The 26,353-nt window shown below is 68.1% G+C and carries 20 protein-coding genes; 8 read left to right on the forward strand and 12 right to left on the reverse strand.

Annotated features, from left to right (window positions below; translation table 11 throughout):
• Positions 1-82 precede the first annotated feature (82 nt).
• Positions 83-1,045 carry an ion channel gene (locus DM992_RS05110; RefSeq protein ID WP_111015974.1) on the forward strand — a complete coding sequence of 321 codons (963 nt, stop codon included), beginning with the start codon at positions 83-85 and terminating at the stop codon, positions 1,043-1,045.
• A gap of 37 nt (positions 1,046-1,082) precedes the next feature.
• On the opposite strand, the gene DM992_RS05115 is transcribed toward DM992_RS05110, so the two are convergent.
• On the reverse strand, positions 1,083-1,697 hold the full coding sequence (locus DM992_RS05115) for a glutathione S-transferase (RefSeq protein WP_111015975.1): 615 nt from the start codon (positions 1,695-1,697) through the stop codon (positions 1,083-1,085).
• 414 nt (positions 1,698-2,111) lie between these two features.
• On the opposite strand from DM992_RS05115, the gene DM992_RS05120 reads away from it, so the two are divergent.
• Both DM992_RS05120 and DM992_RS05125 read left to right on the forward strand, forming a co-directional pair.
• On the forward strand, positions 2,112-2,669 hold the full coding sequence (locus DM992_RS05120; protein WP_111015976.1) for a sugar O-acetyltransferase: 558 nt from the start codon (positions 2,112-2,114) through the stop codon (positions 2,667-2,669).
• 1,735 nt (positions 2,670-4,404) lie between these two features.
• Complete coding sequence (locus tag DM992_RS05125) at positions 4,405-7,977, forward strand: indolepyruvate ferredoxin oxidoreductase family protein (protein ID WP_111015977.1); 3,573 nt, start codon at positions 4,405-4,407, stop codon at positions 7,975-7,977.
• An 84-nt stretch (positions 7,978-8,061) separates the two neighbouring features.
• Here DM992_RS05125 and DM992_RS05130 read toward each other — a convergent pair whose 3' ends face one another.
• Positions 8,062-9,729 (reverse strand): Na+/H+ antiporter, encoded by a 1,668-nt coding sequence (locus DM992_RS05130; RefSeq protein ID WP_105389578.1) that lies wholly within the window; start codon positions 9,727-9,729, stop codon positions 8,062-8,064.
• A 296-nt stretch (positions 9,730-10,025) separates the two neighbouring features.
• Here DM992_RS05130 and DM992_RS05135 point away from each other — a divergent pair, with 296 nt between their 5' ends.
• From DM992_RS05135 to DM992_RS05150, 4 genes are all read left to right on the forward strand, one after another.
• Positions 10,026-11,312 carry an EAL domain-containing protein gene (locus DM992_RS05135; protein ID WP_111015978.1) on the forward strand — a complete coding sequence of 429 codons (1,287 nt, stop codon included), beginning with the start codon at positions 10,026-10,028 and terminating at the stop codon, positions 11,310-11,312.
• Between the two features lie 174 nt (positions 11,313-11,486).
• Positions 11,487-11,873 carry a hypothetical protein gene (locus tag DM992_RS05140; protein ID WP_111015979.1) on the forward strand — a complete coding sequence of 129 codons (387 nt, stop codon included), beginning with the start codon at positions 11,487-11,489 and terminating at the stop codon, positions 11,871-11,873.
• The gene (locus DM992_RS05145) at positions 11,870-12,274 is read left to right on the forward strand and encodes a hypothetical protein (protein ID WP_111015980.1); all 405 of its coding nucleotides are present in this window, start codon (positions 11,870-11,872) and stop codon (positions 12,272-12,274) included. The genes DM992_RS05140 and DM992_RS05145 overlap by 4 nt, the downstream gene beginning before the upstream one ends.
• Before the next feature lie 83 nt (positions 12,275-12,357).
• Positions 12,358-13,083: a copper homeostasis protein CutC gene (locus tag DM992_RS05150; protein ID WP_111015981.1), complete on the forward strand. Its 726-nt coding sequence runs from the start codon at positions 12,358-12,360 to the stop codon at positions 13,081-13,083.
• 141 nt (positions 13,084-13,224) lie between these two features.
• Here DM992_RS05150 and bioB read toward each other — a convergent pair whose 3' ends face one another.
• The 9 genes from bioB to aceK all read right to left on the reverse strand — a co-directional run bounded on the left by bioB (position 13,225) and on the right by aceK (position 23,300).
• Positions 13,225-14,244 (reverse strand): biotin synthase BioB, encoded by a 1,020-nt coding sequence (bioB, locus tag DM992_RS05155; protein ID WP_111015982.1) that lies wholly within the window; start codon positions 14,242-14,244, stop codon positions 13,225-13,227.
• Positions 14,245-14,285: 41 nt separating this feature from the next.
• On the reverse strand, positions 14,286-15,005 hold the full coding sequence (gene bioD / locus DM992_RS05160) for a dethiobiotin synthase (RefSeq protein ID WP_111015983.1): 720 nt from the start codon (positions 15,003-15,005) through the stop codon (positions 14,286-14,288).
• A complete protein-coding gene (gene bioF, locus DM992_RS05165; RefSeq protein ID WP_111015984.1) occupies positions 15,002-16,192 on the reverse strand; it encodes an 8-amino-7-oxononanoate synthase in 1,191 nt (396 codons plus the stop codon). Before bioF ends, bioD begins: the two co-directional genes overlap by 4 nt.
• A complete protein-coding gene (gene bioA, locus DM992_RS05170) occupies positions 16,192-17,535 on the reverse strand; it encodes an adenosylmethionine--8-amino-7-oxononanoate transaminase (RefSeq protein WP_111015985.1) in 1,344 nt (447 codons plus the stop codon). The genes bioF and bioA overlap by 1 nt, the downstream gene beginning before the upstream one ends.
• A 496-nt stretch (positions 17,536-18,031) precedes the next feature.
• Positions 18,032-19,306, reverse strand: a complete 1,275-nt coding sequence (locus DM992_RS05175) for a prolyl oligopeptidase family serine peptidase (protein ID WP_111015986.1) — start codon at positions 19,304-19,306, stop codon at positions 18,032-18,034.
• A gap of 107 nt (positions 19,307-19,413) precedes the next feature.
• Positions 19,414-19,851, reverse strand: coding sequence for a YchJ family protein (locus DM992_RS05180; RefSeq protein ID WP_111015987.1), 438 nt, complete (start codon positions 19,849-19,851; stop codon positions 19,414-19,416).
• 39 nt (positions 19,852-19,890) lie between these two features.
• Positions 19,891-20,568 (reverse strand): SDR family oxidoreductase, encoded by a 678-nt coding sequence (locus DM992_RS05185; protein ID WP_111015988.1) that lies wholly within the window; start codon positions 20,566-20,568, stop codon positions 19,891-19,893.
• Positions 20,569-20,658: 90 nt separating this feature from the next.
• Complete coding sequence (gene can / locus DM992_RS05190; RefSeq protein WP_111015989.1) at positions 20,659-21,426, reverse strand: carbonate dehydratase; 768 nt, start codon at positions 21,424-21,426, stop codon at positions 20,659-20,661.
• A gap of 56 nt (positions 21,427-21,482) precedes the next feature.
• Positions 21,483-23,300: a bifunctional isocitrate dehydrogenase kinase/phosphatase gene (gene aceK / locus DM992_RS05195; protein WP_111015990.1), complete on the reverse strand. Its 1,818-nt coding sequence runs from the start codon at positions 23,298-23,300 to the stop codon at positions 21,483-21,485.
• A gap of 304 nt (positions 23,301-23,604) precedes the next feature.
• Between aceK and DM992_RS05205 the strand changes: the two genes are divergently transcribed.
• Positions 23,605-24,687 carry an MBL fold metallo-hydrolase gene (locus tag DM992_RS05205; protein WP_111015991.1) on the forward strand — a complete coding sequence of 361 codons (1,083 nt, stop codon included), beginning with the start codon at positions 23,605-23,607 and terminating at the stop codon, positions 24,685-24,687.
• Positions 24,688-24,700: 13 nt separating this feature from the next.
• Here DM992_RS05205 and DM992_RS05210 read toward each other — a convergent pair whose 3' ends face one another.
• Positions 24,701-26,329, reverse strand: a complete 1,629-nt coding sequence (locus DM992_RS05210; RefSeq protein WP_111015992.1) for an ATP-binding cassette domain-containing protein — start codon at positions 26,327-26,329, stop codon at positions 24,701-24,703.
• Positions 26,330-26,353: the final 24 nt, after the last annotated feature.

A 26,353-nucleotide genomic window follows, 5' to 3' on the forward strand; every position in this document is an offset into this window, starting at 1 on the left:
ATTTCCATTCCGAATCGGCACGCATTCCCGGCCGCCGCCGCGCGTGCTACGCTCATCGCCTTCCTGCAACCGGCACCGCGCGATGAACGTCGATTCGCCCTCCCCCGCCTCCCGCGGCCGTGGCCGCAAGATCTGGTCGGGCACCCGCCCGGTGATCGCGTACGGGATGCCGCCGCTCGGCTGGCGCGACTTCTATCACCGCGCGCTGACGGTGAGCTGGCCCGTGTTCTTCCTGTCGCTCGCGGTGCTGTTCCTGCTGCTCAACGGCGGTTTCGCGATGCTCTACATGCTCGGCCACGCGCCGATCGCGAACCAGTCGCCGGCCGGGTTCGGCGGCGCGTTCTTCTTCAGCGTCGAGACGCTCGCGACCGTCGGCTACGGCGACATGCATCCGCAGACTACTTATGCGCACCTGGTCGCGACATTCGAGATCTTCGTCGGGATGTCGAGCATCGCGCTGGCCACGGGGCTCGTGTTCGCGCGGTTTTCCCGGCCGCAGGCGAAGATCCTGTTCGCGCGCTATGCGATCGTGCGGCCGCTGAACGGCCGGATGACGCTGATGGTGCGCGCCGCGAATGCGCGCCAGAACGTGATCGCCGAGGCGCAGGCGAAGTTGCGGCTGATGCGCGTCGAAGGCACGCACGAGGGCTACTCGCTGCGCAAGATCCACGACCTGCCGCTCGTGCGCAGCGAGCATCCGATCTTCCTGCTCGGCTGGAACCTGATGCACGTGATCGACGAATCGAGCGCGCTGTTCGGCGAGACGCCCGAATCGCTCGCCGCGCGCGACGCGTCGCTGCTGATCACGATCGAGGGCTCGGACGAAACGACCTCGCAGGTCATGCAGGCGCGTCACTCATGGGCGCATGGGGAGATCCGCTGGCGTCACCGCTATGTCGACCTGATGCACGACGAAGACGGCATTACGCACATCGACTACACGCATTTTCACGACATAGTGCCGGTCGACGCCGACACCGACGAGCGCGGTTCGCCGGGCGTGGTGGTCGAAGCGGGCGCCGCGACGCAGGGGCCGGCTGCGTAGGTGTGCTCGCGGGGCGGCGGGCGCCGCCCCGCATGCGTCACGCGTGCAGCAGCCGCGCCGCTTCGCGTTGTTCGATCGCGACCGCGCGGCGGAACGCGTCGCGGTCCTCGGCTCGTGCGACGTAGTCGCCGAGCACGCCTTCGTGCGGCAGCAGATGCGCGTCGAACGCGATCTTCAGCGTGCTGGCGAGCAACAGGTCGGCCGCGGTGAAGCGGTCGCCGACGAGCCAAGGGCAGTGGGCGAGCGTCTGCGCGAGCGCGCGCTGCACGCGCGCGATGTTGCCCCAGCCGAACGCGACCGGATTGCCCGACGCGCCCGTGAATTTCTCGGCCATCGCCGGTTCGAGGCAGGTCGGCGTGAAGAACATCCACTGGAGGAAACGGCCGCGCAGCGGATCGTCGGGTGCGATGCCGAGCCCGGCGCCCGGGCAACGGTCGGCGAGATAGAGCAGCACGGCGCCCGATTCGGCGAACGGCGCGCTGCCGTCGTCGAGCGCGGGCAGCTTGGCCATCGGGTTGACCTGCACGAACGCGTCGCTGCCCTGTTCGTGCGAGCGCAGGTCGATCGGCACGAGTTCGTACACGACGCCGATTTCCTCCAGCATCCACAACGCCCGGAATGCCCGGGTCTTCGGCCAGTAGTAGAGCTTCATCGCGCCTCCGCGTTTGGGTGCAGGCAGGGTCCGGTGGATGCTCAAGCGTACCCGAGCGCAGGAGGTTCGGACAGGGGCGCCCGGCCAGGGGCGCCCGGCCAGGGGCGGCCCGCTGTATGTCTCGTCCGGTATGTTGTGTCGGACATGAATCGGGTGGAGGGCCGGGGCGAAGCCCGTTGTTACAAGAGTTTGGTGAATAACTAGTTATATATAAACTAGTTATGAATAGAGTTGAAAAATCCCGGCGTAAGCCCGCATTACTACAATGCACGACCGATCCCGCGGCACTTGCGCACATGGCAGTGCAAGCATTCATTCGTGATCGCAACGCTTCGCGAAACGCGGGAATCTTCAACCCGGCGCCGCTGCCGCGCGCCCACCGCCGGTTCCACCGCGCATGGAGACAAGCAACGAATGGCAAACGACGATCGCACCACGATCATTCCGCGAAGAACGCCGGAATCGGTCGCCATGGTGGCCGAGGTCAAGCGAGCGATGGCGATCACCGCGCGGCTCAACCGTCTGACGTTCGACGATGCGGCAGAAGTTCGCGCATTGTTCAGTGAACTGATCGGCACGCAGGTGGACGACGGCTTCATGTTGATCCAGCCGTTCCATGCGACGGGCGGCGCCGGCATGAAGATCGGGCGCAACGTGTTCGTTAACCAGAACTGCACGTTCTACGACCTGGGCGGGCTCGAGATCGGCGACGACGTGATGATCGGGCCGAACGTCAGCCTCATCACGTCCGGCCATCCGGTCGAACCTTCCCGGCGGCGCGATTTCGTCGTCGCGAAGCCGATCGCGATCGAACGGAACGTGTGGATCGGCGCGGGTGCGACGATCATCGGCGGCGTGACGGTGGGCGAGCATTCGGTCGTCGCGGCCGGGGCCGTCGTTACCAGGGACGTCCCGCCGAATACGCTGGTCGGCGGCAATCCGGCAACGGTCATCCGTTCGATTGCCGAGTGAGGTTGCCCGGAGCGCGTGCCGGCTTGAGTCAGCGCAATGGGGCGGATGTGGACAACTCACCCCCAAGGCGACTCGAAACGCTGTGCAATTGAATGGTGAGGGTGCCGCCAAGGCTGTCTGGACAAGGCTTTCCGGCTATCGCCCGATTGTTGCGCGTCGATGCGCAGACCGCTTTCGCTGATGTGTCGATGAAGGTTCCTTCGCGCGATCCGTTGTGGATATCCGCGCACGGAAACGACTCGCAGCCCTGTGCATTTCACCGGTGAGGATGACCGGATGCCGCGTAATGCATCAAGAGGGTTGTGGATAACCGATCCACTCAACGACGCGAAATGCTGTGAAATTCAGCGGTGAGTGTCGGCGCCTGATCGCGCGACGCGCCTGCTCCGGCGTGGTTTCCCGACCCTTGGTGCGATTCGGAGCGCCGCGCATTCTAGCCGAACGCGCGCACGCGTGACCGAACCGCTAATGCGTCGCGGAGTGGATATCCGGTCCCGGAAGTCACTCGAAGGGCGGTGCATTCTAACGGTGAGAGCGGACGTGTGGTCCGCAACGAGCAGATTTCAATGCGCGTACCAACCTTCTCAAGCGACTCGAAGCGCTGTGCAATTCAATGGTGAGCGTGAGTGCGCCATCGGCGGACAGCCGGTCAAGACGCGGCCGTTCGGCTGACAACGCCGTCTGAAGTGCCGCGCAATTCAGGCCCGGAAGCGAGCATGCTATCGAGGGCAACGCGGATTCCCGTGTGGATGTCCGGCCAACCAAACGATTCGCGGCACTGTGTATTTCGAAGGTGAGTGTCGACGCCCGATCGGACAGCGTGCCGATGCCTGCGTGGACTTCCGGTCGTCGTGGCACCCGGAAACGTACTTCGCCGGCCGACTCACGGAGTCTCGTCCATGTGGATATCCGCCTCTCAAAGTCACTCGAAGCGCTGTGGTTTTCAACGGTGAGGGTGCGTGCGAGACCGGACGGCAGCGTCGGTTCGAGCATGGACAACCGCCGCCGCAACCACTCGAAGCCCTGTGGTTTTCAACGGTGAGTGCAGGCCTGCGATTGCGCAGCGGACGTGTTCCGGTGTGAATATCCGGCCAACGAACCCACTCGCGCTCCTGTGTATTCGATCGGTGAGGGTGAACGGCGGATCGACGAAACGAGCCGATCCCGATGTGGATATCCACCGCCGAAATCCACTCGCCGCGCTGTGAATCTCAACGGTGAGCATCGGCGCCCGAGTGAACCGGATACCGATTTCGGATGTGGACATCCCGGCCCCAACGCCACTCGAAACGCTGTGCATTCGAACGGTGAGCGCACGAGCCCGATCGGCCGAAGGGCGCAGCATTGTGGACATCCCGCGCTCCCGACCAATCGGAATGCTGTGCATTTCAATGGTGAGAGTGACGCCTGCGGCCCCCGAAACCCTTGTCACAAGGGGCGCGAGCGCCCGCCCGCCGCGCCGGCCGGTTGCCTTCGGACCCGCACCGGTTGTTCCACCAAGCCGCCCGACCGTCCCGACCCCCCGCCCATCCCGCTGCGCCACCGCGCGCGAAAACTCTCTCAAATCCCGATAAAAAGCTGCACAGTTTTTCTCGCTGAGGGCCCGCCCGAGCAAGAAGAGAAAAAACATTCTCGTCTGCGCGCGAAAAAATAGAGCCATTCGCTGCCGCCGATCACGCGTCATCCGACGCCCCCGCCGCGCAGCCCAGAACAGCACAATCAGGAGACTTCCCCCATGACCGCCCGCTTGCCCGTCGACGGCCCGCCCGCCCTGTCCGACTACCGCCTGACCGACAACCTGACCGCGACGCGTGGCCGGATCTTCCTGACCGGCACGCAGGCGCTGGTCCGCCTGCTGCTGATGCAGCGCGCGGTCGACACCGAACAGGGGCTCAACACGGCCGGCTTCGTCAGCGGCTATCGCGGCTCGCCGCTCGGCATGGTCGACCAGCAGCTGTGGAAGGCGAAGAAACTGCTCGACGGCAGCGACGTGCGCTTCCTGCCCGCGATCAACGAGGAACTCGGCGGCACGGCCGTGCTCGGCACGCAGCGGGTCGAGGCCGATCCCGAGCGCACGGTCGAGGGCGTGTATGCGATGTGGTACGGCAAGGGCCCGGGCGTCGATCGCGCCGGCGACGCGCTGAAGCACGGCAACGCGTACGGTTCGTCGCCGCACGGCGGCGTGCTCGTCGTCGCGGGCGACGACCACGGCTGCGTGTCGTCGTCGATGCCGCACCAGAGCGACTTCGCGATGATCGCGTGGCACATGCCGGTCGTGAACCCGGCGAACATCGCCGACATGCTCGAATTCGGCCTGTACGGCTGGGCGCTGTCGCGCTACTCGGGCGCCTGGGTCGGCTTCAAGGCGATCTCGGAAACGGTCGAGTCGGGCTCGACCGTCGACCTCGACGGGCTGCAGACGCAGTGGCCGGCGCCGGCCGGCTTCACGCCGCCGGCGGGCGGCCTGCACAACCGCTGGCCCGACCTGCCGAGCCTCACGATCGAGGCGCGTCTCGCCGCGAAGCTCGACGCGGTCCGCCATTTCGCGCGCACCAACAGCATCGACAAGTGGATCGCGCCGAGCGCGCAGGCGAACGTCGGCATCGTCACCTGCGGCAAGGCGCACCTCGACCTGATGGAAGCGCTGCGCCGTCTCGACCTGACGGTGGCCGACCTCGACGCGGCCGGCGTGCGGATCTACAAGGTCGGCCTGTCGTATCCGCTCGAGATGACGCGCATCGAGACCTTCGTCGACGGGCTCGCCGAAGTGCTCGTGATCGAGGAGAAAGGCCCGGTCATCGAGCAGCAGATCAAGGATTACCTGTACAACCGCACCGAAGGCGCGCGCCCGCGCGTGCTCGGCAAGCATGACGCGGCCGGCGCCAGCCTGCTGTCCGAACTCGGCGAGCTGCGCCCGTCGCGGATCCTGCCGGTGTTCGCCGACTGGCTTGCGCGGCACAAGCCGGCGCTCGACCGCCGCGAACGCGTCGTCGAACTCGTCGCGCCGCAGATCCTGTCAAACGAGGCCGACGCGGTGAAGCGCACGCCGTACTTCTGCTCGGGCTGCCCGCACAACACGTCGACGAAGGTGCCGGAAGGCTCGATCGCGCAGGCCGGCATCGGCTGCCACTTCATGGCGTCGTGGATGGAGCGCGACACGACGGGGCTGATCCAGATGGGCGGCGAGGGCGTCGACTGGGCCGCGCATGCGATGTTCACCAACACGAAGCACGTGTTCCAGAACCTCGGCGACGGCACCTACTTCCACTCGGGCATCCTCGCGATCCGCCAGGCAGTCGCCGCGAAAGCGAACATCACGTACAAGATCCTCTACAACGACGCGGTCGCGATGACGGGCGGCCAGCCGGTCGACGGCAGCATCTCGGTGCCGCAGATCGCGCGGCAGGTCGAGGCGGAAGGCGTGTCGCGCTTCGTCGTCGTGTCCGACGAACCGGAGAAGTACGACGGCCATCACGGGTTGTTCCCGAAGGGCACGACGTTCCACCACCGCAGCGAGCTCGACACGGTGCAGCGCGAGTTGCGCGAGACGCCGGGCGTCACCGTGCTGATCTATGACCAGACCTGCGCGGCCGAGAAGCGCCGCCGCCGCAAGAAGGGCGAATTCCCCGACCCGGACAAGCGCCTGTTCATCAACGACGCGGTGTGCGAAGGCTGCGGCGACTGCGGCGTGCAGTCGAACTGCCTGTCGGTCGAGCCGCTCGAGACGCCGCTCGGCCGCAAGCGCCGCATCGACCAGTCGTCGTGCAACAAGGACTATTCGTGCGTGAACGGCTTCTGCCCGAGCTTCGTGACGGTCGAAGGCGCGGCGCTGAAGAAGGCCGCGGGTGCCGCGTTCGACGAAGCGGCGCTCGCCGTGCGTGTCGACGCGCTGCCGGTGCCGGCGACGCATCTCGATGCGGCGCCGTTCGACATGCTCGTGACGGGCGTCGGCGGTACCGGCGTCGTGACGGTCGGCGCGCTGATCAGCATGGCCGCGCACCTCGAAGGCAAGAGCGCATCGGTGCTCGACTTCATGGGCTTCGCGCAGAAGGGCGGCTCGGTGCTGTCGTTCGTGCGGATCGCCGCGAGCGACCGCTGGCTGAACCAGGTGCGCATCGACACGCAGCAGGCCGATGTGCTGCTCGCGTGCGACATGGTCGTCGGCGCGAGTGCGGAAGCGCTGCAGACGGTGCGTCACGAGCGTTCGCGGATCGTCGTCAACACGCACCGGATCCCGAACGCGTCGTTCGTGCAGAACCCTGATGCGAACCTGCATGCGGACGCGCTGCTCGAGAAGATGCGTCACGCGGCCGGCGACGGCTATCTGTCGAGCTGCGACGCGCAGGCGCTCGCCGCGAAATTCCTCGGCGACTCGATCGGCGCGAACATCCTGATGCTCGGCTACGCGTGGCAGCTCGGCCTCGTGCCGGTGTCGCTCGCCGCGATGATGCGCGCGATCGAGCTGAACAACGTCGCGGTGCCGATGAACAAGCTCGCGTTCTCGATCGGCCGGATGGCGGCCGGCGACGCGGCGGGCCTCGACGCGTTGTGGAACGCGCGTCACGCGGTGGCCGCGCACGCCGTGCCGGAGACGCTTGCCGAACTGATCGCCGATCGCGAAGCGCGTCTCGACGCGTACGGCGGCGCCCGCTACGTCGAGCGCTACCGGGCGCTGGTGAACGCGGCGCGCGCGAAGGGCGACGACGCGCTGACGCGCGCGGTCGCGACGACGTTCTACCGGCTGCTCGCGGTGAAGGACGAATACGAGGTCGCGCGGCTTTACGCGGACGACGCATTCCGCACCGCGCTCGAAGCGCAGTTCGAAGGCGTGCCGGGTCACGCGTATCGCGTGAAGTTCAACCTCGCGCCGCCGACGATCGCAAAGGCCGGCCGCGACGGCGGCGTGCCGAAGAAGCGCGTGTTCGGCCAATGGATGTGGCCGGTGTTCGGCATGCTGGCGCGCGTGCGCAGCCTGCGCGGCACGTGGCTCGATCCGTTCGGCCGCACGGTCGAGCGCAGGATGGAGCGCGCGCTCGCCGACGACTACGAGACGACGCTCGCCCGAGCGCTCGCCGCGACGACGGCCGGCAATGCGGCGCAGGTCGTGCAGCTGGCCGACCTGCACGCCCGCGTGCGCGGCTTCGGTCACGTGAAGGTGCGCAATCTGGCCGGCGTGAAGCGCGCGGAGCGCGAGCTTGCGCTGCAGCTCGGCATCGACGCGGCGACGAGCGCGGCCGTGCAGCACGCGCTCGACGAGATGAAGGGTGCGGGCATGCTGAAGGGAATTCCCGTCGTCGTCGCGAAGTAACGCGAACGCGGGCGGATGTGAAAACGGCGACGCTTCGGCGTCGCCGTTTTTATGGGCGGTTGCTTCCGGGCATCGAGCGGCCCGTCAGAGAATGCCTTTCTTGCGCGTCGACAGCGCGGTTTCCGACAGGTCGATCTCGCGGATCAGCTTCGTCAGCGTCTCGTCGGAAATCTTGCTCTCGCTGCGCAGCCGATACAGCACCGAGCGTTCCGCGCGCACGGCCGCGATCCGCATCTGCAGCTCCATCGTCTCGGACTGCTTCGCTTCCGCGCGCGGCGTGGGGCCGTCCTCGGCGAGCGCGGTGAGCCGGCGGCGATACTGGTCCATCACGCGCGCCGAGATGTCCGCGCAGCGCGCGGCGCCCGATTCGTCGAGATCGGCCGAGATCGCGTCGTGCGACGAGTCGATCGCGCGGATCGCGGCCTGCGCGGCGGCTGCGCGCGCGGCGCGCTCCTCGTCGGCGAGCGGGTTGCGCGACGAGCGCACGCCGCGCAGCAGCAGCGGCAGGCCGATCACCGCGACGACGAGCGAGCCGAGGATCACGGCCGACGCGACGAAGATCGCGGTGTCGCGCCCCGGCAGCGGCGCGCCGTCGGCGAGTGCGACCGGGATCGACAGCACGCCGGCGAGCGTGACCGCGCCGCGCACGCCGCCGACCGTCATCACCGCGATCGTGCGCACGCCGGCCATCGTGCCCGCGAGGCCCTGGCGCGCCGCGCGGCGGCTCGCGAACCAGCGCAGCAGCCAGACCCACAGGAAGCGGATCGCATACAGCGCGAGCATCATCGCGCACACGTTGAAGATCATCCGGCCGACCAGCGCGTCGCTCGTATGGTGCGCGTCGACGAGCGCGCGGCCGATGATGTGCGGCAACTGCAGCCCGAGCATGATGAACACCATGCCGTTGAACACGAACTCGATCATCGCCCACGTGCTTTCGGCACGCACGCGCGACGCGACGGTGCTTTTGCGCGAGAAGCTCGTGTAATTCATCATCATCCCGGCCGACACGGCCGCGAGCACGCCCGACAGGTCGAGATGCTCGGCGAACAGGTAGGCCGCGAACGGCACGAGCAGCGTCATCACGATGCCGGGGGCCGGGTCGCCTTCCTGCTCGGCGTTCAGGAAGCGCGTCGACAGCGCGCTGAACACCCACGACACGATCGCACCCGTCGCGAGCCCGCCGGCGGCGACGATCACGAACGTGACCGACGCGGCGCGCAGCGAGAACACGCCGGTCAGCGCGGCCGCGATCGCGAACTTCAGCGCGACGAGGCCCGACGCGTCGTTCATCAGCGCCTCGCCTTCGAGGATGTGCATCAGTTGCGGCGGGATTCTGCCGCGGCCGGCGATGCCCGACAGCGCGACCGCATCGGTCGGCGACAGCACGGCCGCGAGCGCGAACGCGATCGGCAGCGGCAACTCGGGAATCAGCCAATGCGCGAAGTAGCCCACCGCGAGTACCGTCATGAACACGAGCCCGAATGCGAGCATCAGGATCGCGCGGCGCTGCAGGTAAAGCTCGCGTTTCGGAATCCGCCAGCCGTCCGCGAACAGCAGCGGCGGAATGAACAGCAGCATGAAGATTTCGGGATCGAACGTGACGTGCAGGTTGAACTTCGGCCACGCGAGGATCGCGCCGAATGCGATCTGCATCAGCGGCAGCGGCAGTTGCAATGGCAGGTTGCGCGTGACGGCGCCGGACAGTGCGACGGTCAGCAGCAGGATCAGGACTGTAAAGACGATTTCCATCGATACGGCGAATGCGGGGAATGAAACGATCGTACGGAGTGTAGCGTGCCGCAGTAACGGTTGCGCTCAAGCGGCCGGTGCGTGCGCACGAAAATGGTGCGTCGGACGCGCGCCACGCTGGTGCGGCAGCCCCGCTCACCCGCGCGGCGCATGGGTTGTTCGCCCCTTGCACGGAGCTTGCTTGATGCTGGGCAGCCGTCCGGCACCGACCGGACAACCGAGGGTCCAACCAAGACATTGCACGCGCCGTCCGTTTCGTCGGTCGGTGCGTTCGAGTGCTTCACCAGGAGGAAGGTATGACGATCGTGCAACAGGAGCGTCCGGCCGCCGCGTCGCCGTACCGGTTCGAGCGGGAGATGAGCTCCGGCCTCGAGCGTCTGGCGACGCAGCATCGCGACCTGACGCTCACGACCGTGTTCCAGCCGATATTCAGCCTGTCGCACCAGCGTGCGGTCGGCTACGAGGCGCTGTTGCGCGCGCACGATGCGCTCGACCGCCCCGTGTCGCCGCTCGACGTGTTCGGCGAAGCCGCGCGCCAGGGCGAACTGCTGCAGCTCGACCGGCTCGCGCAAGCGCTGCATCTCGAGAACTTCGCGCTGTTCGGCGCCGAGCGCGAGTGGCTGTTTCTCAACGTCCATCCGGGCGTGCTCACCGACCCGTTCCAGGCGGCCGCGCTGCTCGCGAACCTGAAGCGGCTCGGCATGCCGCCGCGCCGCGTCGTGCTCGAGGTGCTCGAACAGCGCGCGGACGACGTCGAGCGGCTCGCCGAGGCCGTGCGCGAATTCCGCACGCACGGCTTCCTGATCGCGCTCGACGATTTCGGCGCGGGACACTCGAACCTCGAGCGGATCTGGCAACTGAACCCGGACATCGTGAAGCTCGACCGCATCATGCTGTCGCACGCGGCGCACCGCACGGGGCTCACCGCGATCCTGCACGGGCTCGTGACGCTGCTGCACGAGGCCGGCAAGCTCGTGCTCGTCGAAGGGATCGAGACCGAGCACGAGGCGCAGATCGCGCTGTCGTGCGAGGCCGATTTCGTGCAGGGCTACTACTTCGGCCGCCCGGCGCCGGGGTTGCCCGACAGCGCGGCTGCGACGAGCTGCATCGGCGAGCTGACCGAGCGCTTTCGTCAGCAGACCGAAGTGCGCGAGCGGCGCGATGCGCAGCGAATCGCGCCGTACCTGCGCGCGTTCGAGCGTGCGGCCGAGCGCCTCGCGGCCGGCGAGCCGCTCGACGAGGTGTGCTGGAACTTCCTCGCGCTCGACGCGGCCGCGCGCTGTTTCCTGCTCGACGCGCACGGCCGGCAATCGGGCCGCAACGTCGTGCTGCGCGCCGATCGCGCGCTGAGCGAGGCGCGGTTCTCGCCGCTGGCGGACGCGCAGGGCGCGAACTGGCTGCGCCGGCCGTATTTCCGCTCGGCGATCGCCGAGCCGGGGCGCGTGCAGGTCACGCGGCCGTACCTGTCGATCAACGAGGCGCAGCCGTGCGTGACGCTGTCGGTGGCCGTGCGCGTCGGCGATGCGCAGCGCGTGCTGTGCGGCGATATCGACTGGGTCGATGACGAAGCGGACGCCGGCTAGCGCTGCGCGCACCGCATGCGGCGATTTCGGTGATTTCGGTGATCGGGACGCGGCGGCGCCGGCCGGCCGTTGCGTTCCGCGCGTGCTTCCCCGAAAATGGCGCGATCGCGGCCGTCGTGACCGCGATCGCGCCGTCCCGGGGGCCACCATGGCGGCGAATAAAAGGACAACACAATGAAAAGACCGATTTCGCTGACCATCCTCGCATGGGTCATCATCGTGACCAACGCGATCACGTGCGTCTATACGCCGTTTTCGATCGGCATGCCGACCACCCAGGCGCTGCTGTCGCACTACCTGCTGCCCGTCTGGGCGACGCTCGGCATCAGCGTGATCATCGAAGCCGCGAACGTCGTGATCGGCATCGCGATCCTCAAGGGCCGCGAATGGTCGCGCAAGGCGTACATCGCGACATCCGTGCTCGGCTTCGCGTTCTCGTTCGTCAACATGCCGCCGTCGATGTTCGCGATGCTGATTCCCGGCTTCCTGCTGTTCGCGCTGTTCGTCTACCTGCTGTTCCGGCGCCCCGCGACCGCGTATTTCCGCCAGGCACTCGCGTGAGCTTCGTGCGCAACGCGCTGGCGGTCGTGCTGTTTACGATCGCGGGCATGTGCGTGATCGCTGCGCAGATGGTCGCGTTCACGAAGATCGGCCATACCGGTGCGATGTTCGTCTTCGTTGCCGTGCTGTTCGCGTTTTCGGCCGCGCTCCTCGCCGCGGGCGCGTTCGCCGGAGCGTTCCGGCCGCGTGCGCGGGGCGCGGGCATCGCGGTGCTCGTCGCGACCGCCGCCACCGCATTCGGGATGATGGGCTGGGCGTCGCTGCTGCTGTCGCCCGGGATCGTCGACGTGATGCAGCAGCAGGGCGTGGAAGTGAACGCGCGAATGTTCCGGTTCGCGCCCGGTGCCGTGGCGACGGCGTTGTCCGCGCTGGCCGGCGTCTGGCTCGTGCGGCGCGGCTGATACGCGCGGCGGCCGGCACGCTGGCGCCCGTCGCGCCGCTCGGCTAGGATGCGCGAATTGTCCTGACGAATCGCGAGCCGCCGATGAACCGAAACGCCGCTTCTTCCGTCCTCCTCGAAGTGATCGCCACGACCGTCGGCGATGCGAAGGCCGCCGCCCGCGCGGGCGCCGACCGCCTCGAACTCGTGACCGCGATCACCGAAGGCGGGCTGACGCCGAGCGTCGGCCTGATCGAGGCCGTCGTGGCCGCCGTGCCGATTCCCGTCAACGTGATCGTGCGCCCGCACAGCCGGTCGTTCGTCTATGACGCCGACGATCTGCGCGTGATCGAACGCGACGTGCGCGCGGCCGTTGCGGCCGGCGCGAACGGTGTCGTGTTCGGCGCGCTCGACGCGCGCGGCGACGTCGATCTCGGCGCACTGGCGCGCATCGCCGCCGCCGCGGATGGCCGCGCGCTGACGTTCCATCGTGCATTCGACGTGTCGCGCGACCTCAACGCCGCGTTCGACGCGCTGCTGCGCGTGCCGGCCGTCACGTCGGTGCTGACGTCGGGCGGCCATCCGTCGGTGCTCGACGCGGCCGCGACGATCGCGCGGATGGTGCGGCAGGCCGAAGGGGCGACATGCACGGTGCTGGCCGGCTCGGGGCTCACCGTCGATGCGGTCGGCGATTTCGTCCGGGCCACCGGCGTGCGCGCGGTGCATTTCGGCTCGGGCGTGCGGCCGCGCGGCGAGGTGCTGGCGCCCGTCGACGCACAGCTCGTCGAGCGGGTGCGCGCGGCGCTCGACGGCGCGGCGTCGCACGTGTGACGCTCGACGGCGTGCGCAGGCGCGTCGCGAAGACCGTGACCCGAGCCACGAGAACCAACGCGGTGCAGACGATCGGGTGAAAAAAAGCCGGGGCACGCCCCGGCTTTTTCGTTTGCAGGCGCGGCCCGCCGGCCGTTTCGCTTACGCGTTGTCCGACAGCGCGTCGGCCTGGCTCGCGCGGATGCCGAGGCGCTCGAACAGCGCGCGGTCGCGCTGCGTCTGCGGGTTGCTGGTCGTCAGCAGCTGGTCGCCGTAGAACATCGAGTTCGCGCCGGCGAGGAAGCACATCGCCTGCATCGCGTCGTCGAGCTGCTCGCGGCCGGCCGACAGGCGCACGACGGCCTTCGGCATCGTGATGCGCGCGACCGCGATCGTGCGCACGAATTCGAACGGGTCGAGCGGCGCGGTGCCTTCGAGCGGCGTGCCTTCGATCGCGACGAGGTTGTTGATCGGCACCGATTCCGGATACGGGTTCAGGTTCGCGAGCTGCGAGATCAGGCCCGCGCGCTCGCGGCGCGATTCGCCCATCCCGATGATGCCGCCGCAGCACACGTTGATGCCCGCATCGCGCACGCGGTCGAGCGTGTCGAGGCGATCCTGGTACGTGCGCGTCGAGATCACCTGGCCGTAGAACTCCGGCGACGTGTCGAGGTTGTGGTTGTAGTAGTCGAGGCCAGCGTCGGCGAGCTGCTGCGCCTGTTCGTCCTCGAGCATGCCGAGCGTCATGCAGGTTTCGAGGCCGAGCTCCTTCACGCCGCGCACCATCTCGGTCAGCGCCGGCATGTGACGCTCCTTCGGGTTGCGCCACGCGGCGCCCATGCAGAAGCGGCTCGCGCCGTTCGCCTTCGCCGCGCGCGCGGCGTCGAGCACCGTGTCGACATCCATCAGCTTCTCGGCCTTCAGGCCCGTGTCGTGATGCGACGACTGCGAGCAGTAACCGCAGTCTTCCTCGCAGCCGCCCGTCTTGATCGACAGCAGCGTCGACAGCTGCACCGCGTTGGCATCGAAGTGCTCGCGATGCAACTGCTGCGCGCGGAAGATCAGGTCGTTGAACGGCAGCGCGAACAGCGCGACGACGTCGGCGACGCGCCAGCGCTGCGGGGCCGGTGCGGCCACGGGAATCGCGTCGGGTTGCACGGCGGCGGTCTGGGCTTGGGTCATTTCGTTTTCCTGTCCTGGGCGGGAGTGGGGATTCGGTTAGGTCAATGCTGCGCGGTGCGCAGCGACTCGACGAGCGCGGCGATGTCGAGCATCGCCGCGGCGGATTCGGGAGCGGCCGGCGTCATGTACGGAATGCGGCCGACGAGCGGCGCGCGATGCTCGCGAGCGAGCCAATCGCGGATCGTCGCGACGTTCTCGTCGGCGAACGACATGGCCGGGTCGACATGGTTCGCGACCCAGCCCGCGAGCGTGAGGCCGCGTTGGCGAATCGCGTCGGCCGTCAGCAGCGCGTGGCTGATGCAGCCGAGCCGCACGCCGACCACGAGCACGACGGGCAGGCCGAGCGCGACCGCGAGATCGGCCGTGTCCTGCGTGTCGTTCAGCGGCACGCGAAAGCCGCCGACGCCTTCGACGACGACGATGTCCGCACGCGTCAGCGCTTCGCGGTGGCACGCGACGATCGTGTCGAGCTCGAGCGTCACGCCTTCCTGCGCGGCGACGATATGCGGCGCGGCCGGTGCTTTCAGCAGGAACGGCGTGCGCAGCTCGGGCGGCAGCACGACGTTTGCGGCTGCGTCGAGCTGGTCGGCATCCTCGTTGTGCCAGATGCCGTCGCGCTCGTATGCGCCGGCCGCGACCGGCTTCAGCGCGGCCGCGCGCAGGCCGTGCCGCGCGAAGCCGTGCAGCATTGCGGCCGACACGAAGGTCTTGCCGATTTCGGTGTCGGTGCCGGTGACGAACAGCGAGAGCGGGGCTGTCATGCGGCTGCCTCGCTGGCTTCGATCAGCGCGGTTTCGAGCCGCGCGAGATCGTCGAACGAATGCGCGGCCGACAGCGACACGCGCAGCCGCGACGTGCCGGCGGGCACCGTCGGCGGCCGGATCGCGGGCACCCACAGGCCGTGCGCGTCGAGCGCGCGCATCGCAGCGAGCGTCGCGTCGTTGCTGCCGATCACGAGCGGCTGCACGGCCGTGTGCGAATCGACCGGCTGCCAGCGCGTGTTGCGCAGCAGCGTGCGCGTGCGCTCGATCAGCGCGGCGAGATGCGCGCGGCGCGCGTCGCCTTCGTCGCCCGCGATCACCTTCAGGCTGGCCGATACCGCATGCGCGACGGCCGGCGGCGCGGCCGTCGTGAAGATGTAGCTGCGCGCGCGCTGGATCAGCCATTCGATTACGGTCTCGTGCGCGATGACGAACGCGCCCGCGACGCCGGCCGCCTTGCCGAGCGTGCCGACGTAGACGAGATTCGGCGAACGCAGCGCGGCGGCCGCGAGTGCACCGCGGCCCTGCGGGCCGAGCACGCCGAAGCCGTGCGCGTCGTCGACGACGAGCCATGCGCGGTGGCGTTCGGCCAGCGCGACGAGTTCGGCGAGCGGCGCAATGTCGCCGTCCATGCTGAACACGGTGTCGCTGACGATCAGTTTCGTTTCGGCATCCGACGCTTCGAGCAGCGCGGCGAGCGCGGCCGTGTCCGCATGCGGGTAGACCTGCACGTTCGCGCGCGACAGTCGCATGCCGTCGATCAGCGATGCGTGGTTCAACGCGTCGGAGAAGATCGTCGCGCCTTTGCCGGTCAGCGCCGTCATCGCGGCGAGGTTCGCCATGTAGCCGGTGCTGAAGTACAGCGCGCGCGGCGCGTCGCAGAAGCCGCCCGAGAAGCCCGCGAGTTCGTCCTCGAGCTTTGCGTGCGCGCGCGAATGGCCGCCGAGCAGGTGCGAGCCGCCGCTGCCGGAACCATAGCGCTGCGCGCCTTCGGCGAACGCGGCGACGAGCGCCGGGTGCGCGGCGAGGCCGAGGTAGTCGTTGCTCGCGAAGCCGACGATCTCACGGCCGTCGACGGTCATGCGCGCGTCGCACGCGGTGTCGGCGATGCGGCGCACGCGGCGCAGCCCTTGCGCGTCGAGATCGGCGAGGCCGCGCTGCAGCGTGTCGAGCAGGGATGTCGTCATCACGCAATCTCCGCGAGCGTTGCGTCGAGCGTATCGCGCGTGTGCTGCGCGAGCCACGCGATGTCGTCGTCGCTCATCACGTACGGCGGCATCAGGTACACGGTCGTGCCGATCGGGCGCAGCAGCAGCTCGCGTTCGAGCGCGCGTTCGAAGAAGCGCCGCGAGAAGCCGCGCGCCGCGTCGCCGTCGAGCGCGACGTCGAATGCGAACAGCGTGCCGCGTTCGCGCAGGTGGCGCACCTGCGGGTGTGCGTCGAGCGGCGCGAGCGCGGCGCGCATCGCGGCCGACTTGCGTGCGTTTTGCGCGAGCACGTCGTCGCGCGAGAACAGGTCGAGCGTCGCGACCGCCGCGCGGCACGCGAGCGGGTTGCCGGTGTACGAATGCGAATGCAGGAAGCCGCGCGTCGTATCGTCGTCGTAGAACGCCGCGAACACGTCATCGCGCGTGAGCACGAGCGACAGTGGCAGGTAGCCGCCGCTGATGCCTTTCGACAGGCACATGAAATCGGGCCACACGCCGGCCTGTTCGCACGCGAAGAAGGTGCCCGTGCGGCCGCAGCCGACCGCGATCTCGTCGGCGATCAGGTGCACGCCGAATTCGTCGCACAGCGCGCGCAGCCCGCGCACGTAGGACGGGTCATGCATCGCCATGCCGGCCGCGCACTGCACGAGCGGCTCGACGATCAGCGCGGCGATCCGGTCGCCGCGTTCGACGAACAGGCGCCGCACGTCCGCGAGCGCGCGGCCCGCGACGTCGGCGGCCGTCTCGCCGGGCAGCGCGCCGCGCGCATCGGGCGACGCGACGACGTGCGCATGGCGGATCAGCGGATCGTACGCATCCTTGAACAGCGCGACGTCGGTCACGCCGAGCGCGCCGATCGTCTCGCCGTGATAGCTGTTCGCGACGCAGACGAATTCCTGCTTGTTCGCGCGGCCGCGGTTGCGCCATGCGTGGAAGCTCATCTTCAGCGCGATCTCGACGGCCGACGCACCATCCGACGCGAAGAACGCATGGCCGAGCGTGCGCGCGGTGAGCGCATGCAGCCGCTCGGCGAGCTCGATCGCGGGCTCGTGCGTGCAGCCGGCGAGCATCGCGTGTTCGAGCGTGTCGAGCTGGTCCTTCAGCGCCGCGTTGATGTCCGGGTTCGCATGGCCGAACAGGTTGACCCACCACGAGCTGATTGCGTCGAAGTAGCGACGGCCGTCGCGGTCGTACAGCCACACGCCCGCGCCGCGCGCGACCGGGATCAGCGGCAGGCGCTCGTGGTGCTTCATCTGGGTGCAGGGGTGCCAGACCGCGCGCAGGCTGCGCGCGACCCAGTCGTCGGTGGCTGGCGTACTCAAGGCAACTCCGAAGGGTATAACGGCCGCGCGGCATCGACGGGACGCCGCGCGGCAGATTCCAAAACGCGCTGAGATTAGCGTGTTCCGCGACACGTTGCACTAGAGGTTACAAACGTCGCAAAGCCTTGCGGGGCGGGAGTTCGGCGCAGATCGGGGCTGCTCGGAACGGTACGGTTCAGATGCCCTGAAATGAGAGCAGATGACGACGTTCGAGTGAGCCCCCCCCCCCGACAGAAAAAATCACGGGGGTGGCGCGCGGTGCGATCGCGAAAAATCGGGGATCGAACGGGGCGGCGAAGCGGGGCGATGCCACGCGCGAACCGCGGTGGCGGAATGGCCTGCGGAAATCCGGGGGATCAGGCTGCCGGAACGACAGGCGATGGCGGGATGGCGCGAACGCGCGAATACGGCGACGCGCAATGCGATCGCGCACGGAAGAGTGCGGCGGGACGCGGGAAGGGAGGCGTAAAAGGCGCGGCGTACGGCTCGCCGCGCGTCAGCGCGAAGCCAGCGCGTGCGTATCGGTGTCGGCCGTGCTGCCGTCGCCGTTGTCGGCCGTCTGCGTCGTGTTTGTGTTCCACACGACGCGGTCGTTGACCGCATATAGCCGGCAGGCGCCCGCGCCCTGTTTCGCGCAGTTGTCGAGCGCGAGCGCCATCGGGTCGTCGCCGCCTTCGGCCCACGACCACGCGCCTTCCGACGACACCGCGAACGCGCGGCTCGGATGCTGGTTCAGGAAGCGGCGATAGCCTTCGCGGCCGGCTTCGTCGACGTAGGGCACCGCGTTGACCGCGTCGATGGCCGCATAGCCGGTGGCCTTCGGTTCGTGCGGGTTCGCGACCGCGTAGCGCACCGAGGTCGGCAGGTTCAGCTTCTCGAGGAACGCGTTGACGGCCGGCCACCAGACCGGCACGCCGTCGCGATCGACGATCAGTCGGTGCGCGTCGTCCTTGTAGCGGCCGAAATCGATGAACTGGGCCTGCGTGCCATGTGACACGTACGCGTCGTGCATTTGCGCGACGAGCCCGGGCGTCCACACCGAATCGTTGTCGCCGTACAGCCACAGCGACCGCACGGCCGTGCGTGCGCCGTACTGGTCGAATGCATCGACGAGGTTGCGCTGCCAGCCGTCGCACAGATCCTGGCGCAGCCCGCCGGAGAAATTGATGATGCCGCGCACGCCCGGTGCGGCTTCGGTGCCGTACGCGACCGACGCGAGGCCGCCGTGCGACGTGCCGGCGACGACGATGCGCGACGCATCGACATACGACTGGCGCGACATGTAGCGCACCGTCGCATCGACGTCGGCCGCCTGAGCGAGACCGTTCTTGCCGACGTTGCAGCCTTCCTGCTGGTAGGTGCCGCCCGAACCGGCGAAGCCCTGGCGGTTCGGCGCGATCACCGCATAGCCGCGGCGCACGAATTCGCGCGCGAACGCGAGCGGCCGGCTGCGCGGCTGCAGATGGAGATCGCCGGTGTTCTTGCCGTGGTTGAAGACGACGAGCGGGAACGGGCCGGGGCCGTCCGGCTTGAAGAGCGTCGCCTCGAGCGTGATGGAGCCCGACGCATCGGCCGGAATGCGAAGGATCTGTTCGTTGAGGCCGGCCGCGACCTGCGGAAGGTTCGAGCCGCCGTAATCGAAGCGTTCGGCGTGGGCGAGCGACCCGCTGGCGGTGCCGGCACCCGTATTAGCGTTCGGCAGCGTACCGGCCTGAGCGGCCGACAGCGCACCGGCCGCCATCCATCCCACCAATACTTTGCTGAACGCCATTCGTAAGCCCTGCCATGCAACATGACCAATCTGATGGCCATCCTAGCCTGACAAAATCAGGTTGTGCAATGCGGGAATTACCCGGCGTCTGACACAGCAACTATTTGTCAGCGTTCGCTTACTTCGCCGTCGACATAGCGCCAGAAACCGTGCTCGTCGCGCTCGAAACGGCTCGTCTCGTGGAGCCGGTAAGCGCGTCCGCCAACCTTGTAGCGGGCCACGAATTCGACCTCCGCGTGCCGTTCGCCGAGCGGCACATGGCGTTTTACCGCGAGGCCGAGCCAGCGCGGCGCGTCGGGCGCTTCGGGATCGGTGTCGAGATCGGGCGGGCAGGTCCGCGCGGCCCATGTCGCGCGCAGGTAGCCGGTCGCGCCGAGCACGTAAGCGCTGTACCGCGAACGCATCAAATCGAGCGCCGTCGGCGCGGCTTCGCCGCCGTCGATGAAGCGGCCGCAGCAGGCCGCGTAGCGCGGGGCCGGCGCTTTGCCGGCGGGAGCAGGGGACGCGCCGCCGCACGGGCACGCGTCAGGTCGGTTCAAATTCATGCGGAACGGGAATTAACGACGCTCGGTTGTGACCGCGGCTTACCAGCTCAGCTCGATGCCGTCGTACTGGAAGAAACGGCCGTTCGCCTGCGACACGTCGGCGCCGGCTTCCGCGATCACGCGGCGCATGCCGGTCACGCTGGTTTCCGGATCGATCGCGGCCTGCGCGCCGCCCATGTCGGTGCGCACCCAGCCGGGATGCAGCGAGATGCACGCGGCGTGGCGCGTCTGCAGCGACGCGATGCGCAGCACGTCGTTCAGCGCGGCCTTGCTCGCGCGGTACAGCCAGCCGGTCGTGCCGGTCGCCTCGGCGATGCTGCCCATCCGGCTCGATACGACGGCCAGCACGCCGCGCGCATTCTCGACGAGCGGCAGCAGGATCGGCAGCAACTGCATCGGCCCGCGTACGTTGGTGTGCATCACCGCGTCGAAATCCTCGGCGGTGATCGTCTCCACGCCTTCGGTGCGCGGCCCGTAGACGCCCGACACGAGCACGGCCGCATCGAGCCGTTCGCCGTCGAGCTTCCAGCCGAGCGCCGCGATCTGCTCGGGCTGCGCGATGTCGAGCGCATGCGCTTGCGCGCCGAGCGCGCGCAGCGCGGCGAGCGACGCGTCGTCGCGCGCGGTGGCGATCACGTTCCAGCCGTCGCGCCGGTATTGCCGGACGAATTCGCGGCCGAGGCCGCGCGATGCACCGACGATCAGTACGGTTTTCACGTTCGCCGCTCCTTTGCAGTGCCGTGGTGACGGCGTCAGGTCAGTTCGATGCAGGTTGCCGTTGCGTCGCCGCCGACGCGCAGCGCGTGCTTACTCCGCGTCCGTGCAGGGCTTCAGCGTATCGACCACCGCCTGTGCGACTTCGTTCATTTGCGCGGCATCGGCGGCGACCATGTCGTTGTCGGGCGCATGCTGGCCGCCCGCGGTCAGCGCGGCGACGCAGCGCTTGTAGGTTTCGTCGAGCGCTTCGAAGTTCGACACGGCCATCCCGAGGTTGCGCATCCGGCCGTCGTGCACGCCGTACACGAGCCCGTGCACGGTGAGCGACTGGCCGCGCGCCCATGCGTCGTTGACGATCGTCGTGCGGCACACGTTGACGACCTGCTCGATCGCGTTCAGCTCGATCAGACGGCGATAGCGCGCCTCGCCCACCGGCCATTCGTCGAGCAGCGCCGCATGGCGCGCGCGCACGTCCTGCACGTGATGCAGCCAGTTGTCAGCGAGGCCGACGCGCCGGTTGTGCAGCGCCGCGTTCACGCCCGAGCAGCCGTAGTGGCCGACGACCATGATGTGCTTCACGCGCAGGATGTCGACCGCGAACTGGATCACCGACAGGCAGTTCAGGTCGCTGTGCACGACGACGTTCGCGATGTTGCGGTGGACGAACACTTCGCCCGGCGGCAGGCCGATGATCTGGTTCGCGGGCACGCGCGAATCCGAGCAGCCGATCCACAGATATTCCGGTGCCTGCTGGTCGGCGAGGCGCGTGAAGAACTCGGGATCGTCGGCGAGCTTGCGCCTGACCCAGGCGTCGTTGTTGTCGAACAGGTGCGAGAGCGGGTTGACTGGGGTATTCATCGGTGTGGATTCCGTTTTCGGAAATCGGGTCGATATCGGGTTCGGTATAACCGGTGTCAGGCGGCGCGCTGAGCGTCGCCTTCGCCGTCGTTCTGGTCCGTCGCGCCGAAGCGCGCGGGGTAGCGCACGCAAAAACGCAGCGCCGCGTCGTACGGATAAAAATCGGGCAATTCGCCCTGCAGCAGCTTGTCCTTGCTCGCCTGCCACAGCACGGGATCGAAAAAGTCCGCGTGATGCTTCATGAATACGTTCCGCACGCGCGGGTCGCCGAGCAGGAACGGCCCGTAGGTTTCCGGAAAGATGTCGTGCGGGCCGACGGTATACCACGGTTCGCCGGACAGCTCGTCTTCCTCGTTGCGCGGCGGCGGCACGCGGCGCACGTTGCAGTCGGTCAGGTACTCGATCTCGTCGTAGTCGTAGAACACGACGCGGCCGTGGCGCGTGACGCCGAAGTTCTTGTACAGCATGTCGCCGGGGAAGATGTTCGCCTTCATCAGCTCCTTCACCGCGTTGCCGTACTCCTTCACGCCGTGCTCGATGTCCGCGTCGGTGCCGTTCTGCAGGTACAGGTTCAGCGGCGTCATCCGGCGCTCGATGTACAGGTGCTTGATCACGAGATTGTCGTCCTCGTATTCGAGCAGCGACGGCACTTCCTTCTCGAGCTCGCGCACGAGTGCATGGTCGAGCCGCGCGAGCGGCAGCGCGACGCTCGAATACTCGAGCGTGTCGGCCATCCGCCCGAGGCGGTCGTGGCGCTTCACGAGCTGGTACTTCTCCATGATCTGCGCGCGCGTCGTTTCCTTCGGCGGCGGGAAGTGATCCTTGATGATCTTGAACACGTACGGGAACGACGGCAGCGTGAACACCAGCATCACGAGGCCCTTGATCCCGGGCGCGACGATGAAGCGGTCGCTCGAGTGCGACAGGTGGTGCAGCAGGTCGCGGTAGAACAGGTTCTTGCCCTGCTTCTGCAGGCCGACCGACGTGTAGATTTCCGCCTTCGGCTTGCCGGGCATGATCGTGCACAGGAAGTCGACATACGCGGACGGCACGCCCATGTCGACGAGGAAATACGAGTGCGAGAAGCTGAAGATGATCTGCAGCAGGTCGCGGCGCAGCAGCACGGTGTCGAGCGCGAGCAGGCCCGGGCGCACGTGGCGGATCGGCACCGCGAACGGCAGCACGCGGTCGGCATTGATGATGCGGCCGACGATGTATGCGCTCTTGTTGCGGAAGAACAGCGACGACAGCGCGTGGATCTGGAAATTCGGCGCTGCGTCGAAGTGGCCGAACTCGTCGTGGATCGCCTGCATCACGCACGCGATGTCGCGCTCGAGATCCTCGAACGGCGGCTCCAGCTGAAAATTCGTGACGACGCGCTCGAGCGTGACCGCGAGCCCGTCGGTGCTCGGGTAATACGCGCGGTAGGTCGGTTTCGCGGCCGGCTCGTCGTTCTCGAGATACTCGGTCGAGATCGCCGGGCGCACGAAGATGAAATCGTTGTTGAAATACGAGCGGTGCAGGATCTTGCAGCACACCGAATTGAAGAACGTCTCCGCGCACTCGGGCTGGCGGTGCGACGTGAGCAGGCCGATATAGTGCAGCTTGATCTGCTGCCAGACCTCGTCGTCGATGTTCTCCGCGTCGTATTCGTCTTCCAGCACCTCGACGCACTCCTGCACGCGATCGTCGTACGACGTGATCCGTTCGCGTGCGAGCCGCTGCAGCCCGTGCCAGTCGGCGCGCTCATACAACGTCTTCGCCTCGACGGCCGCTTCGCGGAAGATCCGGTAGTGGCGGTCGAAGTTTTCGAGCATCGTCTGCGCGACGTCGAAACCGATCTGCGACGACAGCAGTTTGGGGAAGTGATTCATTGCGTGCAGGCTCGTTCAGGAGGGGCTGTAAGCACTCGCCATTTTAGCGCCCAAGCGGGCGGATCAAAGACTTTGCGGCGACGCGTGGCCGGCCGGCAAGCTGCGGGTTATCCGTCGTTGAGCGCCGTTCGGTGCATCTTCGCGTAAAGATACGGGTACGGAACCGATTCTGGCACGAACTTTTTTTGACCGCCCTGCGGCTGTCGGGCACGCGTTTCGCGCGACGGCGATAGAATCGACGCGACGCCCTCCGCGGCCTGCCGCCGGCGCGCATTCGCACCGATAACGACGAGACGCCCCACCGATGAACGCACTGGAACACCAACTCGACTATCCCTTCGCCGACACGCTGCCCGCCGCGGGCGACACGTTCGAGGTCGCGCCCGGCGTGCGCTGGCTGCGCATGCCGCTGCCGTTCTCGCTCGACCACATCAACCTGTGGCTGCTGCGCGACGAGATCGACGGGCAGGCCGGCTGGACGATCGTCGATTGCGGGATCTCGTCGGACGCGATCCGTACGCACTGGGAGCAGATCTTCGACACGCATCTCGACGGCCTGCCCGTGCTGCGCGTGCTCGTCACGCACTGCCACCCCGATCACTTCGGGCTCGCGAACTGGCTGTGCGAAGGCGGCGACAAGGGCCGCTGGAACGTGCGGCTGTGGATGACGCTCGGCGAATACATGTTCGGCTGCCTGATGGCGGCCGGCAACGGCTCGAACGCGGGCGGCGCGGCCGCCGCCGATCATTTCGCGCGCCACGGGCTGACCGATCCGGCCGCGCTCGACAAGCTGCGCAACCGCCGCAGCTACTACTCGGATCTCGTGCCGGCCGTGCCGCCGCGCTACCGGCGCCTGCGCGAAGGCGATGCGGTGACGATCGGCGCGCGCACGTGGCGCGTCGTCACCGGCTACGGCCATTCGCCTGAACATTGCGCGCTGCACAGCGAAGCGGACGGCGTGCTGATCTCCGGCGACATGGTGTTGCCGCGCATCTCGACGAACGTGTCCGTGTTCGACCTCGAGCCGGAAGCGAACCCGCTCGCGCTGTACCTGCAGTCGCTCGGCCGCTACGAGACGATGGCGCCCGACACGCTCGTGCTGCCGTCGCACGGCAAGCCGTTCCGCGGCGTGCGCACGCGCATCGCGCAACTGCGCGAGCACCACGACGCGCGGCTCGACGAAGTGCGCGTCGCGTGCGCGGAGAAGCCGATGAGCGCGGCCGACATCGTGCCGATCATGTTCCGCCGCCGCGAGCTCGACATCCACCAGATGACGTTCGCGCTCGGCGAGGCGCTCGCGCATTTGAACCTGCTGTGGCTCGCGGGGGAACTCGTGCGCGAGCAGGGCGAGGACGGTGTGCTGCGGTTCCGCATCACCGGCCAATAGCGCTTCGTTCTCCTCACACGACGGGTTCGTAGCGCCACCCGTCGCGATGCCATTGCATCGTGTGCGTCGGTTCGAGCGCCGCGAGAAACGCGGTGTCGTGCGACGCGACCACGATCGCGCCCGGGAAGCCGGCCAGCGCGGCTTCGATCGCACGTACCGATTCGAGATCGAGGTGATTGGTCGGTTCGTCGAGCAGCAGCAGTTGCGCGGGCGTGCCGCGCCACAACGCGCACGCGAGCGCGGCCTTCAGCCGCTCGCCGCCGGCCGGCTGCGTCGCGCGTGTTGCGTCGAGCTGCAACAGCGCGAGACGGCCGCGCAGGTCGCCTTCGGCGAGCGGCGTATCGAGCAGCCCCAACTGCTCGACGATCGAGCGTTCTGGGTCGAGCATCGCGAGCCGCTGGTCGAGATACGCGGCGCTCACGTGCGTCGTGCATGTGCCTGAACGCGGCGCGAGTTCGCCCGCGAGCATCCGCAGCAAGGTCGATTTGCCGCAGCCGTTCGGGCCCGTCAGTGCGATGCGCACGGCACCACTCGCCGACCACGTGATCGCATCGGCATCGCCGGCCACGCGCCACGGCAGTTGTGCCCGTTCGAGCGTGAACAGCTGGCGGCGCGCGCTGACCTCGGTGCCCGGCAGCGACACGAGCACGGGGGCATCGGCTTCGACGCGCGCGGCCGCCTGCTGCACGCGTTCGTCGAGCGTCGCCTTGAATTCGTCCTGATGGCGCCGGACTTGTCCCATGATGTTGCGCGCCGCACCCTTGCGGCTCTGTTTCGCCATCGACGACAGGTTGGCCGTCTTCGCATCGCGCAGCGAGCCGGCCGCGTGACGCTGGATCGTGTCGTGCTCCTGTTCGAGCCTGCGCCTGACGCGTCCGCGCTCGGTGCGTGCATGATCGAGCGCCGCCTGCGCGGCGTCCTGTTCCACGTCGCGCTGCGTGCGGTAGAGCACGTAGTTGCCGCCGTACGAGCGCACGCGTTGCGGTGTCAGCTCGACGATGCGCTGCACGCCGGCGAGCAGCGCACGGTCGTGGCTCACGATCACGAGCCCGCCGCGCCAGCCGTCGAGCGCCGCGCGCAGCCATGCACGGCCCGGCGCGTCGAGATGATTGGTCGGTTCGTCGAGCACCAGCAGGCCGGCGCCGGACAGCAGTGCGCCGATCAGCGCGACGCGTGCGAGCTGGCCGCCGCTCAGCGCGTGCGCCGGCGTGTCGGGTCGCACGTCGTGCAGGCCGGTCGCGTCGAGTGCCGCGCGCAGCCGCTCGGCGAGATCCCAGCGATCGCCGATCAGGTCGAAGTCGTGCGGCTCCGCGCGGCCGTTCGCGAGACGCGCAAGCGCGCCGAGCGGCGCATCGAGCGCGGCGATCTGCGCGGCGGTCCGTGGGCCGGCCGCAGCGTCGTTGTGCTGCTGCGCGACGTAGACGACCGGCACATGCCGGTCGATCGTCCCCGAACTCGGCGCGCAGCGGCCCGCGATCAGTTGCGCGAGCTGGCTCTTGCCGATGCCGTTGCGACCGACGATGCCCGTCGGCGTGCGATCGATGGAAAGGTCGAGCGAATCGAACAGCGTGAAGCCGTCGTCGAAGCGGAAGGAAACGTGATGAAGCGCGACGAGCGCGCCGGTGGGCGTGGCTGCAGCCATAAGCACCTCCGAAAATGCGTGAAG

Origin of the sequence: Burkholderia sp. JP2-270, from assembly GCF_003233675.1 — a bacterium.
Lineage (GTDB): Bacteria > Pseudomonadota > Gammaproteobacteria > Burkholderiales > Burkholderiaceae > Burkholderia > Burkholderia pyrrocinia_C.

Excerpts from the sequence above, each read along its gene's own strand:
- DM992_RS05110 (WP_111015974.1), top strand. The coding sequence starts at position 83 with ATGAACGTCGATTCGCCCTCCCCCGCCTCCCGCGGCCGTGGCCGCAAG.
- DM992_RS05115 (WP_111015975.1), bottom strand. The coding sequence starts at position 1,697 with ATGAAGCTCTACTACTGGCCGAAGACCCGGGCATTCCGGGCGTTGTGG.
- DM992_RS05120 (WP_111015976.1), top strand. The coding sequence starts at position 2,112 with ATGGCAAACGACGATCGCACCACGATCATTCCGCGAAGAACGCCGGAA.
- DM992_RS05125 (WP_111015977.1), top strand. The coding sequence starts at position 4,405 with ATGACCGCCCGCTTGCCCGTCGACGGCCCGCCCGCCCTGTCCGACTAC.
- DM992_RS05130 (WP_105389578.1), bottom strand. The coding sequence starts at position 9,729 with ATGGAAATCGTCTTTACAGTCCTGATCCTGCTGCTGACCGTCGCACTG.
- DM992_RS05135 (WP_111015978.1), top strand. The coding sequence starts at position 10,026 with ATGACGATCGTGCAACAGGAGCGTCCGGCCGCCGCGTCGCCGTACCGG.
- DM992_RS05140 (WP_111015979.1), top strand. The coding sequence starts at position 11,487 with ATGAAAAGACCGATTTCGCTGACCATCCTCGCATGGGTCATCATCGTG.
- DM992_RS05150 (WP_111015981.1), top strand. The coding sequence starts at position 12,358 with ATGAACCGAAACGCCGCTTCTTCCGTCCTCCTCGAAGTGATCGCCACG.
- bioB (WP_111015982.1), bottom strand. The coding sequence starts at position 14,244 with ATGACCCAAGCCCAGACCGCCGCCGTGCAACCCGACGCGATTCCCGTG.
- bioD (WP_111015983.1), bottom strand. The coding sequence starts at position 15,005 with ATGACAGCCCCGCTCTCGCTGTTCGTCACCGGCACCGACACCGAAATC.
- bioF (WP_111015984.1), bottom strand. The coding sequence starts at position 16,192 with ATGACGACATCCCTGCTCGACACGCTGCAGCGCGGCCTCGCCGATCTC.
- DM992_RS05175 (WP_111015986.1), bottom strand. The coding sequence starts at position 19,306 with ATGGCGTTCAGCAAAGTATTGGTGGGATGGATGGCGGCCGGTGCGCTG.
- DM992_RS05180 (WP_111015987.1), bottom strand. The coding sequence starts at position 19,851 with ATGAATTTGAACCGACCTGACGCGTGCCCGTGCGGCGGCGCGTCCCCT.
- can (WP_111015989.1), bottom strand. The coding sequence starts at position 21,426 with ATGAATACCCCAGTCAACCCGCTCTCGCACCTGTTCGACAACAACGAC.
- aceK (WP_111015990.1), bottom strand. The coding sequence starts at position 23,300 with ATGAATCACTTCCCCAAACTGCTGTCGTCGCAGATCGGTTTCGACGTC.
- DM992_RS05205 (WP_111015991.1), top strand. The coding sequence starts at position 23,605 with ATGAACGCACTGGAACACCAACTCGACTATCCCTTCGCCGACACGCTG.
- DM992_RS05210 (WP_111015992.1), bottom strand. The coding sequence starts at position 26,329 with ATGGCTGCAGCCACGCCCACCGGCGCGCTCGTCGCGCTTCATCACGTT.